11 protein-coding genes are annotated in these 15318 nt (G+C 62.9%); 6 read left to right on the top strand and 5 right to left on the bottom strand.

Going from position 1 to position 15318, the window contains the following annotated elements:
• The first annotated feature begins 1 nt into the window (after position 1).
• On the top strand, positions 2-1009 hold the full coding sequence (locus ACFE70_RS03510; protein ID WP_375416328.1) for an SDR family oxidoreductase: 1008 nt from the start codon (positions 2-4) through the stop codon (positions 1007-1009).
• Positions 1010-1095: 86 nt separating this feature from the next.
• On the top strand, positions 1096-1974 hold the full coding sequence (gene rfbA / locus ACFE70_RS03505; protein ID WP_375416327.1) for a glucose-1-phosphate thymidylyltransferase RfbA: 879 nt from the start codon (positions 1096-1098) through the stop codon (positions 1972-1974).
• Between the two features lie 167 nt (positions 1975-2141).
• Here the strand turns inward: rfbA and ACFE70_RS03500 are convergent, their stop codons facing one another.
• On the bottom strand, positions 2142-3035 hold the full coding sequence (locus ACFE70_RS03500) for a DUF5694 domain-containing protein (RefSeq protein ID WP_375416326.1): 894 nt from the start codon (positions 3033-3035) through the stop codon (positions 2142-2144).
• A gap of 208 nt (positions 3036-3243) precedes the next feature.
• Here ACFE70_RS03500 and ACFE70_RS03495 point away from each other — a divergent pair, with 208 nt between their 5' ends.
• Positions 3244-4293 carry a sensor histidine kinase gene (locus ACFE70_RS03495; protein WP_375416325.1) on the top strand — a complete coding sequence of 350 codons (1050 nt, stop codon included), beginning with the start codon at positions 3244-3246 and terminating at the stop codon, positions 4291-4293.
• A gap of 10 nt (positions 4294-4303) precedes the next feature.
• Positions 4304-5038: a LytR/AlgR family response regulator transcription factor gene (locus ACFE70_RS03490; protein WP_375416324.1), complete on the top strand. Its 735-nt coding sequence runs from the start codon at positions 4304-4306 to the stop codon at positions 5036-5038.
• A 71-nt stretch (positions 5039-5109) separates the two neighbouring features.
• On the opposite strand, the gene chrA is transcribed toward ACFE70_RS03490, so the two are convergent.
• Positions 5110-6402, bottom strand: coding sequence for a chromate efflux transporter (gene chrA / locus ACFE70_RS03485; protein WP_375416323.1), 1293 nt, complete (start codon positions 6400-6402; stop codon positions 5110-5112).
• Positions 6403-6543: 141 nt separating this feature from the next.
• Positions 6544-7530, bottom strand: a complete 987-nt coding sequence (locus tag ACFE70_RS03480) for an isopenicillin N synthase family dioxygenase (RefSeq protein ID WP_375416322.1) — start codon at positions 7528-7530, stop codon at positions 6544-6546.
• 113 nt (positions 7531-7643) lie between these two features.
• On the opposite strand from ACFE70_RS03480, the gene ACFE70_RS03475 reads away from it, so the two are divergent.
• Positions 7644-8516, top strand: a complete 873-nt coding sequence (locus tag ACFE70_RS03475; protein WP_375416321.1) for a hypothetical protein — start codon at positions 7644-7646, stop codon at positions 8514-8516.
• Between the two features lie 139 nt (positions 8517-8655).
• On the opposite strand, the gene ACFE70_RS03470 is transcribed toward ACFE70_RS03475, so the two are convergent.
• Positions 8656-11493 carry a response regulator gene (locus ACFE70_RS03470; protein WP_375416320.1) on the bottom strand — a complete coding sequence of 946 codons (2838 nt, stop codon included), beginning with the start codon at positions 11491-11493 and terminating at the stop codon, positions 8656-8658.
• Between the two features lie 465 nt (positions 11494-11958).
• Positions 11959-13548, bottom strand: coding sequence for an RNA polymerase factor sigma-54 (rpoN, locus tag ACFE70_RS03465; RefSeq protein ID WP_375416319.1), 1590 nt, complete (start codon positions 13546-13548; stop codon positions 11959-11961).
• A gap of 342 nt (positions 13549-13890) precedes the next feature.
• Between rpoN and asnS the strand changes: the two genes are divergently transcribed.
• Positions 13891-15309, top strand: a complete 1419-nt coding sequence (gene asnS, locus ACFE70_RS03460) for an asparagine--tRNA ligase (protein ID WP_375416318.1) — start codon at positions 13891-13893, stop codon at positions 15307-15309.
• The last annotated feature ends 9 nt before the right edge of the window (positions 15310-15318 follow it).

Below are 15318 nucleotides of genomic sequence, written 5' to 3'. Positions count from 1 at the left end.
TATGTACGACCAACCCTTCCACGAGCAGCCTCTAGACAATTTAACTTTTCTCGTCACGGGCGGGGCCGGCTTCATTGGTTCCAACATCGTGGAGTATCTGCTGAAATACGGCGCGCAAAAGGTGCGCACGTTTGATAACTATTCGAATGGGTTCCACAAAAACCTGACGCTGTTTGCCGGCCATCCAAATCTGGAAATCCTGGACGGCGACATCCGCGACGCGGCGGCCTGCGCCACGGCCTGCGCGGGTGTTAATATCGTGCTGCATCAGGCAGCGCTGGGCTCGGTGCCGCGCTCCATCAACGACCCGGTGCTGACCAACGACGTGAACGTGGGCGGCTTCGTGCAGATGCTCACGGCCGCCAAAAATGCGGGCGTGCGGCGCTTCGTGTACGCGGCCAGCTCTAGCACTTACGGCGACCATCCGGGCCTGCCCAAAGTCGAGGACCGCATCGGCAAGCCGCTCTCGCCCTATGCCGTGACGAAGTACGCCAATGAGCTGTACGCCGACGTGTTCGGCCGCACCTACGGGCAGGAAATTATCGGCCTGCGCTACTTCAACATCTTCGGCCCGCGCCAGGACCCCGGCGGCGCCTACGCGGCCGTGATTCCGCTTTTCATCGACGCGCTGCTGCGCAATCAGTCGCCCACGCTCAACGGCGACGGCGGCCAGACCCGCGACTTCACGTTTGTGGAAAACTGCGTGCAGGCCAACATCCGCGCGGCGCTGACCACGAATCCAGACGCTATCAATCAGGTCTACAACATTGCTGTCGGCGACCGCACGTCGCTGGTCGAGATGTATGATATTCTGCGCCAGGAAGCAGGCTCGGACTTGGCGCCGGTTTTCGGGCCCGACCGGGCGGGGGACATTCGAGACTCGCTGGCCGATATTTCCAAAGCCCAAAATCTGCTCGGCTACGACCCGCAAGTGCGCATCCGGGAAGGCTTGCGGCAGACGTTACAATGGTTTAAGGCGAACCAGGATTTCATTCAGCAGCGCAATTAGTTTGTAGCCTGGACTCTGTGAGTCCGGGCGTTAACCATTTTTTAACGCCCCAACTCGCAGAGTCCAGGCTACTTTCCCTACCCCCCATGAAAGGCATCATCCTCGCCGGCGGCTCCGGCACGCGCCTGCACCCACTCACGCTGGCCGTGAGCAAGCAGCTCATGCCGGTCTATGACAAGCCGATGATTTACTACCCCCTCTCGATTTTGCTAAGTGCCGGCATCCGGGAGGTGCTCATCATCACCACGCCCCACGACCAGGCCCAGTTTCAGAAGCTGCTCGGCGATGGCCAGAATCTGGGCTGCGACTTCCAGTACACCATTCAGGAGATACCCAACGGGCTGGCGCAGGCGTTCGTGATTGGGGCTGATTTCATTGGCCAGGACAAGGTGGCGCTCGTGCTCGGCGACAACATTTTCTACGGCGCGGGCATGGAAGAGCTGCTCAAAACCAACAGCGACCCCGACGGCGGCGTCGTCTTCGCCTACCACGTGCTCGACCCGGAGCGCTACGGCGTGGTCGAGTTTGACGAGAACCGCCGGGCCCTCAGCATTGAGGAAAAACCGGCCCGGCCTAAGAGCAACTACGCCGTGCCGGGCCTGTATTTCTACGACAACGACGTCATCGAAATTGCCAGGAACCTAAAACCCAGCCCGCGCGGCGAATATGAAATCACGGACGTAAACCGCGAATACCTCAAGCGCGGCACGCTCAAGGTCGGCATCCTGGGCCGCGGCACCGCCTGGCTTGACACGGGCACCTTCGAGAGCCTGATGCAGGCCGGTGAGTTCGTGCGCGTGATTGAGCAGCGCCAGGGCCTGAAAGTAGGCGCCATCGAGGAAGTGGCGTATCGCCAGGGCTTTATCACGGCCGACGAACTGCGCCGCATCGCGGAGCCCCTGCGCAAAAGCGGCTACGGCGACTACCTGCTCAACCTGCCGGAGCAGCTCATCATGGGCGAGTAGTTGCGCAGCAAGAAGCCCTACCCCCCTCTGTCCTCCCAAGCTTGCGAAGGACCTTCTCGCGCCGGTACGACGCGGTAATCTGATTACAGCAAATCGTTCGAGCGTAGTAAGATCTTTCGCAGGCTCAGGATGACAGAGGGGGGTAGGGAATTTAATAGCTCGACTACTTACTTGGCCGTCAGCAGCGGCAGCACATCCTGCACTTCAAACAGAGAGCTGTACAAGAGCTGCTCCCGCAGGAAGCTGACGTGGCCGGCCCCGATAATGAGGATGATAGCTTTATCGCGCTGCACGTCCACGGCGCGCAGCAGATTGGTGTAGATGCGCATGTTGCGCTTATAGAATTCGCCGGCCAGGTCGGCGCCGGCGTAGTTGTCGCCGCCGCCCACGCGGGCGCCGGTGAGCAGGTAGCTATCCATGTTTGCCTGCGCAAACCGCGCCGAGTTGTAGCGAATTAGCTTAGCTAACAAGGTTTCGCCGGGCGGGTCCTGTAGGTCGGGGCCAACGCCAATCCGGGTGCCGACACGCGCGGCCATTAGTTGCCCCACGCTGTCGGGCTCCGAATTGGAAAACGCGCTGGCGAGCAATTTTTCCTGCCCGTGCGCCTTGGCGTAAGCAGTAGCCGCCTCATAGTCGAATACGCCGTCGGCGTCGGCACAGTACACGCGGGGGCGGTTCAGGCGCTTGGCCAGCCGGTAGCCCACTTGGTACACTTCATTGTTGCCGAGCGTGAATTTATTTTGGCGGTAAAGCGCGTAGGTGCTATCCACGAAGCGTTGCCGGCTGGGCATCCACTCCACGAAAACTTTATCGGCCTTGGTTTTGGCTAGGCGGCCGATCATATCCTCCAACTCCTGTTGCCTCTTCGCATTACTCATGTCTGTCTTGCTGCCCTTATTAACATCATTTGAGCCGTTGAAGTGGAACGTGCCGACCAGATAAACCTTGATTCTAGCGTTGGGCGGCCCGGCTTTCGGTTGCGCAGCGACGGGTAGGGCCAAGCTCAGCGCGAGGAGCAGGCCAGCCAGCAGGGGGCGAAACGAGGAGGCGAAGAGTAGCATAAGGGCAGTTGGTGAAGGTGATGCGACAAAGGTGTTGGGCCGGCCACCCCGCCGAAAATTTATTATCCCAACCCAGTTAAACCGTATTCCAATCCGCCAAAAAGCCTGCAAAGCGGCTACGTCCCCGCAAGACGGGGAGTCGTACCGCAATTGACCCGGTTGGAATAATAAGCTGCGCTGCGCATGAGGCGCCCGCTACTTTTGGCCCATGAACCGCGCGCGCCTTTTGCTTTATCAGATGCTGGGTTGGGGGCTGATAGCCGGTTACACCTCGTGGTGGCAAGCCCTGCGGAACGCGCCCATCACGCCCGGCCTCTACAAAATCCTACTGGTGCAGCTCACGTTCTGGTTCAGCCTGATAAGCTTGTTCTACTACTGCCTGCTGCTCGTATTTCCGCTGGGAATGCGCCGGGGCCGGCGGGTGCTGCTGGTGCCGGGGCTGCTGAGTACGCCCATCGTGTTCGTCGTTATTCGCTACGGGCTGGAAGAAGTGCTGCTGCCGCTGCTGTTTGGCTTTCATAACTACGCGCCGGGGCTCACCCTGGGCTACTATTTACAGGACAACGCCTACTTTATTCTACCGATGGTAGCCTTGGCCGCCGCCGTGTGGGGAATTAAGGAGGCGTTCCTGCGCGAGAAAGAACGCGAAAACCAACTGGCCCTGCAACTGCTCCAGCAGGAGAAAACCCAGGCCGAGCTGGCGTTCTTGAAAACCCAAATCAACCCGCATTTCCTCTACAACACGCTCAACTACCTCTACTCCCTGGCCTACCCCGTCTCCGAGCCGCTGGCCGAGGCCGTGCTCAAGCTCTCGGCCCTGATGCGCTACATGCTGCACGAGAGCCCCGACGACACTGTGGCTTTGGCTCAGGAAGTTGACTATTTGGAAAACTACCTGTCGCTCTACCGCCTGCGCTTTGAGGATAACTTCTTCGTAAACTTCGACTTGCAAGGTCAACTCAATGGCCAGCGGGTACCGGCGCTGCTGCTGATTCCGTTCGTCGAAAACGCCCTCAAGCACGGCGTGACCGACGCGGCCGACCGGCCCATCGAAATCGGGCTGCACCTGCGCCCCGACCACAGCCTGCTGTTTGAGGTGCGCAACCACATCGGCCAGCACCAGCGCGACGCCACCACCGGCATTGGCCTGGCCAACCTCCGGCGCCGGCTGGCGCTGCTCTACCCCGGCCGGCACTCGCTCACCATCCACGACGACGGCGCCGTGCACCAGACCCGGCTGGAATTGCCTACCCCCTAACCGCCCGCCCATGCTGCGCTGTATCGCCGTCGATGATGAAGCCTACGCCACCCGCATCCTGGCCGCCTACATCGAGAAGGTGCCGTTTCTGACCTTGGCCGGCACCACCACCAAGCCGCTCGAGGCGCTCATGTGGGTGCAGGAAGGTCGCGCCGACGTGGTGTTTCTTGATATTCAGATGCCGGAGCTGACCGGCTTGCAGTTTCTCAAGCTCTGCGGCCCCAAGTGCAAGGTTATCCTCACCACCGCCTACCCCGAGTACGCGCTCGAAGGCTACGAGCACGACGTGGTGGACTACCTGCTCAAGCCCATTGCCTTCGACCGGTTTTTGCGCGCCGCCCAGAAAGCCTACGCCCTGCTCACGCCGCCAGCCGGGGCCAGCGCCGCGCCAGCGCTAGCCGCGCCACCAGTTTCCCTACCCCCCTCGCCCAACTACATGTTCGTCAAAGGCGAGAGCAAAAACAAGTTTCAGCGGGTCGCGCACGCCGATATTCTCTATATCGAAGGGCTGAAAAACTACGTCTCCATCTACCTGCCCGGCCAGCGTCTCGTCACCTACCAAAGCCTGCGGGAGCTGGAAACGCAATTGCCGCAGCCGCCCTTCCTGCGCGTGCACAAGTCCTACATCGTCTCGCTCAATTACCTGCGTCTTATCGATGACAATACGCTCACCATCGGCCAGGAAACCATCGTGGTGGGCGAAACCTACCGGGAAGCATTCTTTAAAATCATCCGCGAGCGGTAAGTCAATTGACAATGAGCAATTACCAACTACTCATTGTCAATTGCTCACTGTTAACCGCTCATTGTCAACTGCTAATTGATAAAAGCGCCCGCTGCCAGCGCCGCCCCCACGATGGCTACGCTCGGCACCCGCTCCCAGAGCAAGACCAGAAACGTGAGGCCGACCAGCAGCGGGTTCAGGGGCACGTTCCAGTTTGCGAGGGGGGTAGGGAGCGCCAGCAGGCGGTCGGGCAGCGGATGGTAGAGCAGCAGCGTGGCGGCAAACACCAGCCCGGCGCTGACGGCGTTGATGCCTTCCAGCGAGGCTTTCACGACCCGGTATTGCCGGAGCTGGTCCCAGAAGCGGATGACGAAGAAGATGAGGAAGGTGCCGGGCAAAAAGATGCCCGTCGCGCCCACCAGCGCGCCTAGCACCTGCCCGGAGGTGCTGCCCGCCGGCCGCATCGCCAGCGCCCCGATGTAGGAGGCGAACGAGAAATTCGGCCCCGGCAGGGCCTGCACCAGCCCCAGCCCCGACAAAAACTCCGGCGCGGTAAGGTAGTTTTTGAACTCAACGAACTCGGCGAAGAAGAGCGGCGCCAGCACCTGCCCGCCCCCAAAAACCAAGGAGCCGTTGCGGTAGAAGTTCTCGAACAGGCGCACCGGCAGCAGCCGCGTGTAGTGGCCCAGCAGCGCCGCCACCAGAAACGTGCCGCCCCAAAGCGCGAAGTTGGCCCACTCGATGCGCATGGGCTGCTTATTCTCAACCACGGCGTGGCGGCGGTAGCGCCGCGTCGTGACGGCGCCGCCCGCCAGCAGCAGCAGGGGTAGGACCCAGGGCGTCTGGAAAAAATACGCCACCATCGCCGAGGCTACGGCCAGCGCCACGGCGGTCTTCGTTTGGATAACTTTCTGCCCAATTCGGTACGCCGAAAACGCCACGAACCCCACCGCCACGGGCTGCACAAACTGCACCAGCCGCATGGTGTAGGCGTGGTCGAGCCGGCTCATGAACAGGCCCGCCAGGGTCATGATAATGACCGCCGGCGTGCACCAGACCAGCAGGGTAAGGTAGGCCAGGTTCGGCCCGCCAAGCCGGAAGCCGATGGCCGTGATGGTCTGGGTTGAGGTGGGGCCCGGCAGCAGCGCGCACAAAGCTTGCAGCTCCAGCAGCTCGGCGGCGCTGAGATAGCGGCGCTTATCGACCAGGAGCCGAAAGAACAGCGCCAAGTGCGCCTGCGGTCCGCCAAAAGCTGTGCAAGCCAGCCCGGCCACATCTTTCAGGAAAATAAAGCCCCGCACCCGGCGCGTGCGCTTGCCCGAGCGGCGCGGCGGGGGCGTCAGCGAGACTTCGGCGGGCGAGGGGGGTAGGGAAGGGGCACTCATACTAGCAGACCGTCATGCAGAGCGCAGCGAAGCATCTCGCCAGGGATAGTAATCCAATCGTTGTTTGCCATTGATTACTTCCCCACGCGAGATGCTTCGCTGCGCTCTGCATGACGGTCTTTTTCGTCTTTTTCCTACCCCCTATTTTTTCTTTAACCCCAGCTCAATCAGCCGCTCATTCAGAAACTCGCCGGCCGTGATGTCGGCTTCGTGCTTCGGGTTGTCGGGCGTGATGCAGTGTGCCAGCGCGGCCAGGCTCATCTCCGAGCGCGGGTGCATAAAGAAAGGAATGCTGTAGCGCGAGGTGTTCATCTTCTCGCGGGGCGGGTTCACGACGCGGTGAATGGTGGAGCGCAGCACGCCGTTGGTGAGGCGCTGGAGCATGTCGCCGACGTTGACCACAATCTGGTCGGGCAGGGCCGTGATGGGAATCCACTGGCCGTCGCGGCGCAGGACTTGCAGGCCATCGGCGGAGGCGCCCATGAGCAAGGTAATCAGGTTGATATCGCCGTGCTCGGCGGCGCGCACGGCGTCGGCGGGCACCGCATCGGGGTCTTCGATGGGGAAGTAATGGATGGGCCGCAGGATGGAGTTGCCGCTCTTCACTTTATCATCGAAATAGTTTTCGGGCAGCTCCAGGTACAAAGCGATGGCGCGCAGCACGTCCTGGCCGGCGGCTTCCAGGGTGCGGTAGGCGCGGAAGGTGCTCTGCTGAAAACCAGGCACTTCCTGCGGCCAGATGTTGGCCGGGTACTCGTGGCGCACGGGGTCGGTCTGGTCTTCCACTTCCTGGCCCACGTGGTAGAATTCCTTTAAGTCGCCGGTGTTGCGGCCCTTGGCGTGCTCCTTGCCCTTGCTGATGTAGCCGCGCTGCCCGGCCAGCTCGGGCACTTCGTAGGCTTGCTTGGCCGGGTCGGGCAATTGGAAAAAGGCTTGCACATCGGCGTAAAGCTGCCGGGTCTGCTCGCCGCTGAGGCCGTGGTTTTTCAGGGCCACAAAGCCGATGCTCTGGTAGGCTTCGCCGAGCTGCTGCACGAAGGCGGCTTTGCGCTGCGGGTCGGCGGAGCGAAAATCGGCCAGGTCGAGGGAAGGAATGTGGTCAGGCAGCGGATATTGTTGAGCTGGCATAATAAATTTTGAGGTTACTTTGGGGCTGATTTACAGCTTTTGGCGCAAGTTAAACAAAACGCCGGCCTCTGCTATCCCTGCCTATTTGCTTTTCCTCTACCATTTTTTCATTTATGAAAACTTCTTTGGGGCTGCTCCGCAGCCTGCCTCTCGCCTTGGCTGGCCTGGCCGTCCTCGGTAGTTGCGACACGTCGAAACAAGGCGTTGACGCGGCGGCTAACGCCAGCAGCTCGGCCACTTCGCCCGCCGGCACTTCGGCGCCGCGCCGCAGCTCCGGCCTCCCGACCATGCAAAAGAACGGCATCAACCTGACGCCCTTCGACGATTCGCCCAAGTACACCGAGGCCCAGCTGCGCCTGACTTCGCCGCCGCCCGGCGCCACCCAGCCCAGCGGCGCGGTGCCGTTCAGCTATGAGCTGACCAACTTCCGCCTCACCCAGATGACGGGCTCTGAGCACGCCGCCCAGATGGCTAACTCCATGAAGGGCCAGCACATCCACAACATCGTGGATAATCAGCCTTACTCGGCCCACTACGAGACCAAGTTCAGCAAGCCCATCGCCGACGGTCAGCACGTAGTGCTGAGCTTCCTCTCTCGCTCCTACCACGAAAGCCTCAAGCACCGCGGCGCCTACGACCTGCGCGTAGTAAACGTGGGCCAAGCCCCGCCCACGCCCCTAAACGTGGACCTGCGGGCCCCGCACCTGTTCTACAGCCGCCCCAAAGACACCTACACCGGCCCGGCCGAAACCCAGCGCGTGATGCTGGACTTCTACCTGGTCAACACCACCCTGGAGCCCGGCGGCAACAACGTGCGCGCCACCATCAATGGCACCGAGTTCATGCTCGACCGCTGGTTGCCCTACATGATGGAAGGCCTGCCCATCGGCCAGAACACGGTGAAGCTGGAGCTGGTCGACAGCAGTGGCACGCTCATCCCCGGTCCGTTCAACTCGGTCACCCGCACGTTCACCTTGCAGCCGTAAGGGGGGGTAGGGAATGCTGGTTTTTCTACAAAAGCCCCGCCGCATCTTTGCGGTGGGGCTTTTTGCTGCGCGAGGGGGGTAGGGATTTAGCGCAATGACGTTGCCGCGCCGGCCGCGGGAGAAGCTTGCCGCTCCTGCCTCAGCCCTCAGCCAGCGCCGCCTCCGTGACTTCCCGTGGCAGCTCGCGCAGCAGCTCGGCCAAGCCGTGCTCAAAATCCGCGGCGGCGGCCAGGCGCGCCGGGTCGGGCGTGTCCGGGGCTTCGAGCAAAGCGAGCGCGGGCAGCAGAGCCGTGGCGCCCAACAGGCGCAGCGTGGGCCGCAGCCGGTGCGCCACGGCCGCCAGGGCCGGCCAGTTGGCCGCGACGCGGGCGGCGGCCACTTCGGCCAGGCTGGCCGGCGTGTTGGCTTGAAATGCGGCCAGAATGCGGCTCATAAAGGCGGCACTGCCCTGCGCGGTTTCGCGCAGCAAGGTCAGGTCGTAGGGCCGGGCATGGCCGGGAGCAGGGGGGGTAGGCGGCGCCGGGACTGGCGCCGGCTCCAGGACCAGGTCGACGGGCAGGTCGGCGGCGTGCGCCGCCGGGCCCGGCGCCAAAGCTGGCGGGCGCAGCACCGAGGCCAGCTTGGCTAGCAGCTCGCTTTCCTCGAAGGGCTTGGCCAGCGTATCGTCGAGGCCGGCGGCGCGGTAGCGCTCAGCATCGGCCCGGAAAGCGTTGGCCGTGAGCGCGATGATGGGCGTAGCGGCCCGCGCCCGGTCGGGGTGGCGGCGCATGTGGGCGGTGGCTTCGAGGCCGTTCATGCCGGGCATCTGAATGTCCATCAGCACGGCGTCGTAGCGGTGCTCGTCGAAGCAGGCCAGTGCCTCGGTGCCGTTGGTAGCCTGGTCGACGCGCACGGCGTGGCGCACGAGCAGCAGCCGGGCCAGCTCGCGGTTCACGGCGTTGTCCTCGACCAGCAGCACCCGCCGCCCGCGCACGGCAGCGGCCGGGACGTTGCCGGCCACCGGCGCGGCCGGCGCCGCCACGCGCGGCAGGCGCAGCACGAAGCCGAACGTGCTGCCCTGGCCTTCGGCGCTGCAAATCAGCAGCGGCCCGCCCGCCAGCTGCTCGACCAGGCCGCGCGAGATGCTCAGGCCCAGGCCGGTACCGCCGTGCTGGCGAGCGGTGCTGGCGTAGGCTTGGGCAAAGGAGTCGAACACCGCTTCCTGCCGCTCCGGCGCAATGCCGGGGCCGGTGTCGCGCACCAGCACCCGCAGCTGCAAGTGCTGACGGCGGCGGCGCAGCACCTGCACTTCCAGCATCACGCGGCCCTGGGGCGTAAACTTAATGGCATTCGAGAGCAGGTTGAGCAGCACCTGCGTGAGGCGGTAGGGGTCGCCGCTCACCCAGGCCGGGCGCCGCAGGATGGGCGGCAGCTTCAGCTCAAATGCCAGTCCTTTCTCGGTGGCCCGGAAAGCCAGGGTTTGGGCGGCCGTGTGCAGGGCCGTGGGCAGGTCGAAGGCAATGTGCTCCAGCTCCAGCTTGCCCGACGTGATTTTGGCCATGTCCAGCACATCGTTGAGCACGGCCAGCAGGTTGCGGCCCGAGTTGCGAATCACGCTCAGAAACTGCTGCTGCTCGGTGTCAAGCGCCGTGCCGGCCAGCAGGCCGGCCATGCCCAGCACTCCGTTGAGCGGTGTGCGAATTTCGTGGCTCATGTTGGCCAGGAAGTTCTCGCGGGCCGAGGCGGCGGCTTCGGCCGCCTGCTGCGCCCGCTTGAGGGCCGTGATGTCGGTGCTCACACCCAGCACCTGCGGCGGCCCGCCGCCCGGCAGCAGCAGCGGCTGCCGGATGGTCTGGAACCAGCGCACCTCACCGCTGGCCAGCGTGAGAGCGTCGCTGGTGGTGATGCGCTGGCCGGTTTGCAGCACCTGGACGTCGGCGTCGGCGTGGCGCTGCCTTTCCTGCTGCGCTACGCCCGCGCGGGCGCCTTCGGCCTCAATATTCTGGTCGAGCACCGCGATGGCCTCGCGCATGGCGGCGTTGCTGAAGACAATCTGGCCCTCGGCGTCGCGCACGAAGATTACGTTCGGCAGCGTGTCGAGCACGAGGCTGGTAAAGGCCTGCTGGGCCAGCACGGCGGCTTCGCTGCGGCGGGTGGCTTCCTCGGCTTCGCGGCGGCGGGTGATGTCGAGGCCGTAGCTCATCATCAGGCGCAGGCGGCCGTCGGAAGCAAACACGGGCTGGTAGGAGCGCAGCCAGAAGGTGGGCTGCTGCGAGCCCGAGGGCGTAGGCCACTGCTCTTCCCATTCCACGGCGGCCCGCATCCGCACGGCCCGCTCGAAGAGGCGGCGACGACGGGTGGCCAGTGTGAACGGCAGCCCATAGTGCATACAAAACTCGCCGAACGTGTGGCCAATGCGCCAGTCGGGCTGGTCAGGGCCCGCGGGGTCGTTGGTGTTGTGGTAGCGGCAGCGCTGGTCGGCATCGAGCACGCTCACCGAGGCCGGCAGGTGGCGCAAGGTCAGCTCATGCAGCTCCTGCTGCTCGCGCAGCTCCTGCTCGGCCGCGCGCTGGGCCGTGATGTTGGTCAGATACAGCAGAGCGCAGCTTTCATCGGGCACGGGCACGGCGTAGAGCACGAAATCCTGGCCGCCGCTGCGCAGCTCCCGCACCTGCGGCAGGCCAGTGCGCAGGGCCTCGGTGGTGGCGCTTTGCAAGCGCGGGCGCAGCACGCTCGGGCCGCTGGTGCGCAGCTCCAGGGCCAGCGCCTCGGCGGCAGAATTGGCGAAACCCACGGTACCATCAGCGGCCAGGCGCAGCACGGGGTTGGGGTTGAGCGCCAGCAACTGCGCCAACTCCCGCAGCCGGACTACTTCGGCCTCGGCTTGCGCCCGCCGCGCCCGCTCGGCCCGCAGTGCCGCCCGCAGCTCAGCTAGCTCAGCCGCCAGGCCAGGCGGGGCAGCAGGGGCAGAAGCAGAACCAGGGGGTAGCATAATCATAAGCGGGGCCGGCAGCAGGAGCCAGCAAGATACGCCGAGTGCGGCTTTCTAAATAGTACTGTGAAGCTTAGCACTGACCACTAGCCCCAGCGTCTAGCATAGAAGTAAGCTTACGCATCAGCTCGCAGCCGCGCACAAACCGCGCCAAATCAATCATATAGGGCTATCAGCAGGTTCGGCAATGTACGCTGCCTCTGGTTGGATGCCCGTAAAGAACAAGCGTGCTAGTATGATTATAAAAAGAATCTAAAGTAATTTCGCGGCACCAGAGAAGCTTAAGCTGAGCCTTAGTCAGCCCTACCCCCCTGACCCTCCGGAAACTGCCCGCTGTCGCTAACCGGCCGCGAGCGGCGGCTGTCGCGGGGAAGCCTGACTAATTCCCTACCCCCCTTGCCAGCGCGAAAGCCAAGCCAACTGGCGCTCGTGCCGACCGGCTGCCAGCCTTCAGCCTCTGCGGTGCGCTGCCTATAGCTCCTTGCGCAGTCGCGCCACCGGCAAATTCAGCTGTTCGCGGTATTTGGCTACTGTGCGGCGCGCGATGTTGTAGCCGCGGGCGTTGAGCATCTTTTCCAGCTTGTCGTCGGAGAGCGGGCGCTCCTTGCTTTCCTTCTCAATCAGGTCTCTCAGGATGCTTTTTACTTCGCGGCTGCTCGCGTCCTCGCCCGAGTCAGTGGCAATACCTTCCGAGAAGAAGTATTTGAGCGGATAAATGCCGAACTCAGTTTGCACTGATTTTGAGTTGGCTACTCGGCTCACGGTCGAGATATCCATGTCGATTTTCTGGGCAATGTCCTTGAGTATCATCGGCCGCAGCCTGGTCTCATCGCCCTCCACAAAAAATTCGCGCTGCAACTCCACGATGGCGTTCATGGTGCGTAAGAGCGTGTTCTGCCGCTGCCGGATGGCGTCGATAAACCACTTGGCCGAGTCGAGCTTTTGCTTGACGAACGTCACGGCCTCCTTCATCTTTTTGTCCTTCTTGGCGGCCTTGTCGTAGGTCCGGAACATCTCGGTGTAGGCCGGGCTCACGCGTAGCTCCGGCGCATTGCGCGCATTGAGCGTCAGGCTCATCTGCCCGTTGTCGTTCGTGAGAATGAAGTCGGGCATCAGGTATTGAATGCCGCCGCGGCCGGTGCCGGTCGGGCCGGTGCCGCCGGGCTTGGGGTTGAGCTTGAGAATGACGCCAATAGCTTCCTTCAGCTCATCTTCCTCTAAGTCCAGCTTTTGCTGAATGCGGGCGTAGTGCTTCTTGCTAAATTCCTCAAATGTCTGCTCGATGATGCGCAGGGCATTGTCCGTGGCCTCATCGGCCGGGCGGCGCTCCAGTTGCAAAAGCAAACACTCCGGCAGGTCGCGAGCGGCGATGCCGGGCGGGTCGAAGCCCTGCACCACGCGCAGCACCGCCTCAATTTCGGATACAGTAGCCTCGATGTTGCGTGAAAACGCCAAATCATTAGCAATGGCCGCCAAATCGCGGCGAATGTAGCCGTCGCCGTCAATCGAGCCAATCAGCTGTTCGCCAATGGCCTGCTGCCGCTCATTGAGGTTGGCGAAGCCCAATTGGTCGAGCAGGGCGTCGTGCAGCGAGGCGCTGTTGTCGGCCAGCGGCATTTCGCGCTCTTCTTCCTCGCCGGGGCCGTCGCCCTGCATCTTGTAGCCCGCAATTTCGTCATCGTGCAGGTAGTCGCTCAGGTCCAGCTCGGCGGTGTCGGCCGTCTCCGCAGTGTCGGCGGGGCCGTCGTCGTCCTTGGGGGTCGGCAGCTCGATTTCCGGCTGCTCGCTGCTGCCGCCATCGCCATCGAAGTCCTCATCCAGGGTGTTATCGGGGTTGTCGAACTCCGCGTCCGGGTCGTCCGCGTCGCCGTCATCGTCGTCGCGCTCGGCCTCTTCGGGTGCGTCGTCGGCCTCATCTTCCTCCAGGGCCGGGTTTACTTCCAGCTCTTCCTTGATGCGGGTATCGAGTTCGGCCGTCGGAATTTGCAGCAGCTTGATGAACTGAATTTGCTGAGGGCTAAGCTTTTGGGAAAGCAGCTGCTTGAGGTCGAGGCGTTGCATGGCGGGCGGAGAGGGCAAAAAGACAGCAAGGATGGCCGGACTTTTGCGGCCCGCCCCCAAATGTAGGGGTAGGCTTACTAGAAAGAAAGCGGAAATATTGAGGGGTAGGGAACGGACCTGGAAATTGGCGCGGGGCTGTGCCCCGTGCCGACTGCTGCCTAGCCTTCAGCTGGGTCGCGCCAGTAGCGTCGATTAGCCGGGCTGTCGTGCTGGCGTCATCGTTCTTCCGGCCGGAGGCCGGATAGTAGTTGGCACGAGGCACAGCCCCGCGCCAAGTGCGCCGCTGCGCATTTTGATGCGCGCCCATTCCGCCTACCTTTGCCCGCTCATTTCCGCGACCTTATGGCTACTGAAACCCTGCGCCGCACCGGCGTCAAAGAACTGCTGGCCGCTGCCACCCTCGACCGCGAGGTGCTTGTCAAAGGCTGGGTGCGCACGCGCCGCGGCAATAAGTACGTGCAGTTCATCGCCCTCAATGACGGCTCCACGATTCATAACCTGCAAATCGTGGCTGCTGCCGAGCAGTTTCCCGAAGAGTCGCTCAAGGACGTGACCACCGGCGCCTGCCTGGCCGTACGCGGGCAGCTCGTGGCCTCGCAGGGCAAAGGGCAGGCCGTGGAAGTGCAGGCCACGGAAATTACCGTTATCGGCCAGGCCGACTCGGCTTCCTACCCCCTCCAAAAGCGCGGAAGTGACCAGAAAGGTATCTCGCTCGAAGCGTTGCGCGAGATTGCCCACCTGCGGCCCCGCACCAACACGTTCGGCGCGGTCTTGCGCATCCGGCACGCGCTGGCGTTTGCCATCCACAACTACTTCAATGCCCACGGATTCTTCTACGTCCACACGCCCATCATCACTGGCTCCGACGCCGAAGGCGCGGGGCAGATGTTCCGCGTGACGACCTTGCCGCCGGAGCACCCGCCGCGCACGGCCGACGGCTCGGTGGATTACGCCGAGGACTTCTTCGGCAAGCAAACCAACCTAACGGTTTCCGGGCAGCTCGAAGGCGAGATTGCCGCCCTGGCTTTGGGCAAAATCTACACCTTCGGCCCCACGTTCCGGGCCGAGAACTCTAACACCGCCCGCCACCTGGCCGAGTTCTGGATGGTGGAGCCGGAAATGGCTTTCTATGAATTAGAAGACAACATGGACCTGGCCGAGGACTTCCTCAAAAGCCTGGTCAAGTACGCCCTGAATCACTGCGCCGACGACCTGGCCTTCTTGCAGGAGCAGTACGACAAGGAATTGCTGGGCCGGCTCAACTTCGTGGTCGAGAACGACTTCCAGCGCCTGACCTACACCGAGGCCGTCGAAATCCTGAAATCCGCGAAGCAGAAGTTCGAGTTTCCCGTCGATTGGGGCACCGATTTGCAAAGTGAGCACGAGCGGTATTTAGTCGAGAAGCACTTCAAAAGGCCCGTCATTCTGACGAATTATCCGAAGGAAATTAAGGCCTTCTATATGAAGCTGGACGAGGACGGGCGCACTGTGCGGGCAATGGATGTGCTGTTTCCCGGCATCGGCGAAATCATCGGTGGCTCGCAGCGCGAGGAAGATTTGGAGAAGCTCCAAGCCCGGATGCAGGAGATGCACGTGCCCGAAGACGACCTCTGGTGGTACCTGGATTTGCGCCGCTTCGGCACGGCGCCGCACGCCGGCTTCGGCCTAGGCTTCGAGCGCCTCGTGCTGTTCGTGACCGGCATGAGCAACATCCGCGATGTGATTCCCTTCCCGCGCTTCCCCGGCAGCGCCGCGTTTTAGGAGTAGAGC

Origin of the sequence: uncultured Hymenobacter sp., from assembly GCF_964243305.1 — a bacterium.
Classification (GTDB): Bacteria; Bacteroidota; Bacteroidia; order Cytophagales; family Hymenobacteraceae; genus Hymenobacter.
This window is presented reverse-complemented; position numbering and strand designations above follow the sequence as displayed.

Bases quoted from the DNA above. Each gene is read 5' to 3' on its own strand.
- ACFE70_RS03475 (WP_375416321.1), top strand. From the start codon at position 7,644: ATGAAAACTTCTTTGGGGCTGCTCCGCAGCCTGCCTCTCGCCTTGGCT.
- asnS (WP_375416318.1), top strand. From the start codon at position 13,891: ATGGCTACTGAAACCCTGCGCCGCACCGGCGTCAAAGAACTGCTGGCC.
- ACFE70_RS03470 (WP_375416320.1), bottom strand. From the start codon at position 11,493: ATGATTATGCTACCCCCTGGTTCTGCTTCTGCCCCTGCTGCCCCGCCT.
- chrA (WP_375416323.1), bottom strand. From the start codon at position 6,402: ATGAGTGCCCCTTCCCTACCCCCCTCGCCCGCCGAAGTCTCGCTGACG.
- ACFE70_RS03490 (WP_375416324.1), top strand. From the start codon at position 4,304: ATGCTGCGCTGTATCGCCGTCGATGATGAAGCCTACGCCACCCGCATC.
- ACFE70_RS03510 (WP_375416328.1), top strand. From the start codon at position 2: ATGTACGACCAACCCTTCCACGAGCAGCCTCTAGACAATTTAACTTTT.
- ACFE70_RS03500 (WP_375416326.1), bottom strand. From the start codon at position 3,035: ATGCTACTCTTCGCCTCCTCGTTTCGCCCCCTGCTGGCTGGCCTGCTC.
- ACFE70_RS03495 (WP_375416325.1), top strand. From the start codon at position 3,244: ATGAACCGCGCGCGCCTTTTGCTTTATCAGATGCTGGGTTGGGGGCTG.
- rfbA (WP_375416327.1), top strand. From the start codon at position 1,096: ATGAAAGGCATCATCCTCGCCGGCGGCTCCGGCACGCGCCTGCACCCA.
- ACFE70_RS03480 (WP_375416322.1), bottom strand. From the start codon at position 7,530: ATGCCAGCTCAACAATATCCGCTGCCTGACCACATTCCTTCCCTCGAC.
- rpoN (WP_375416319.1), bottom strand. From the start codon at position 13,548: ATGCAACGCCTCGACCTCAAGCAGCTGCTTTCCCAAAAGCTTAGCCCT.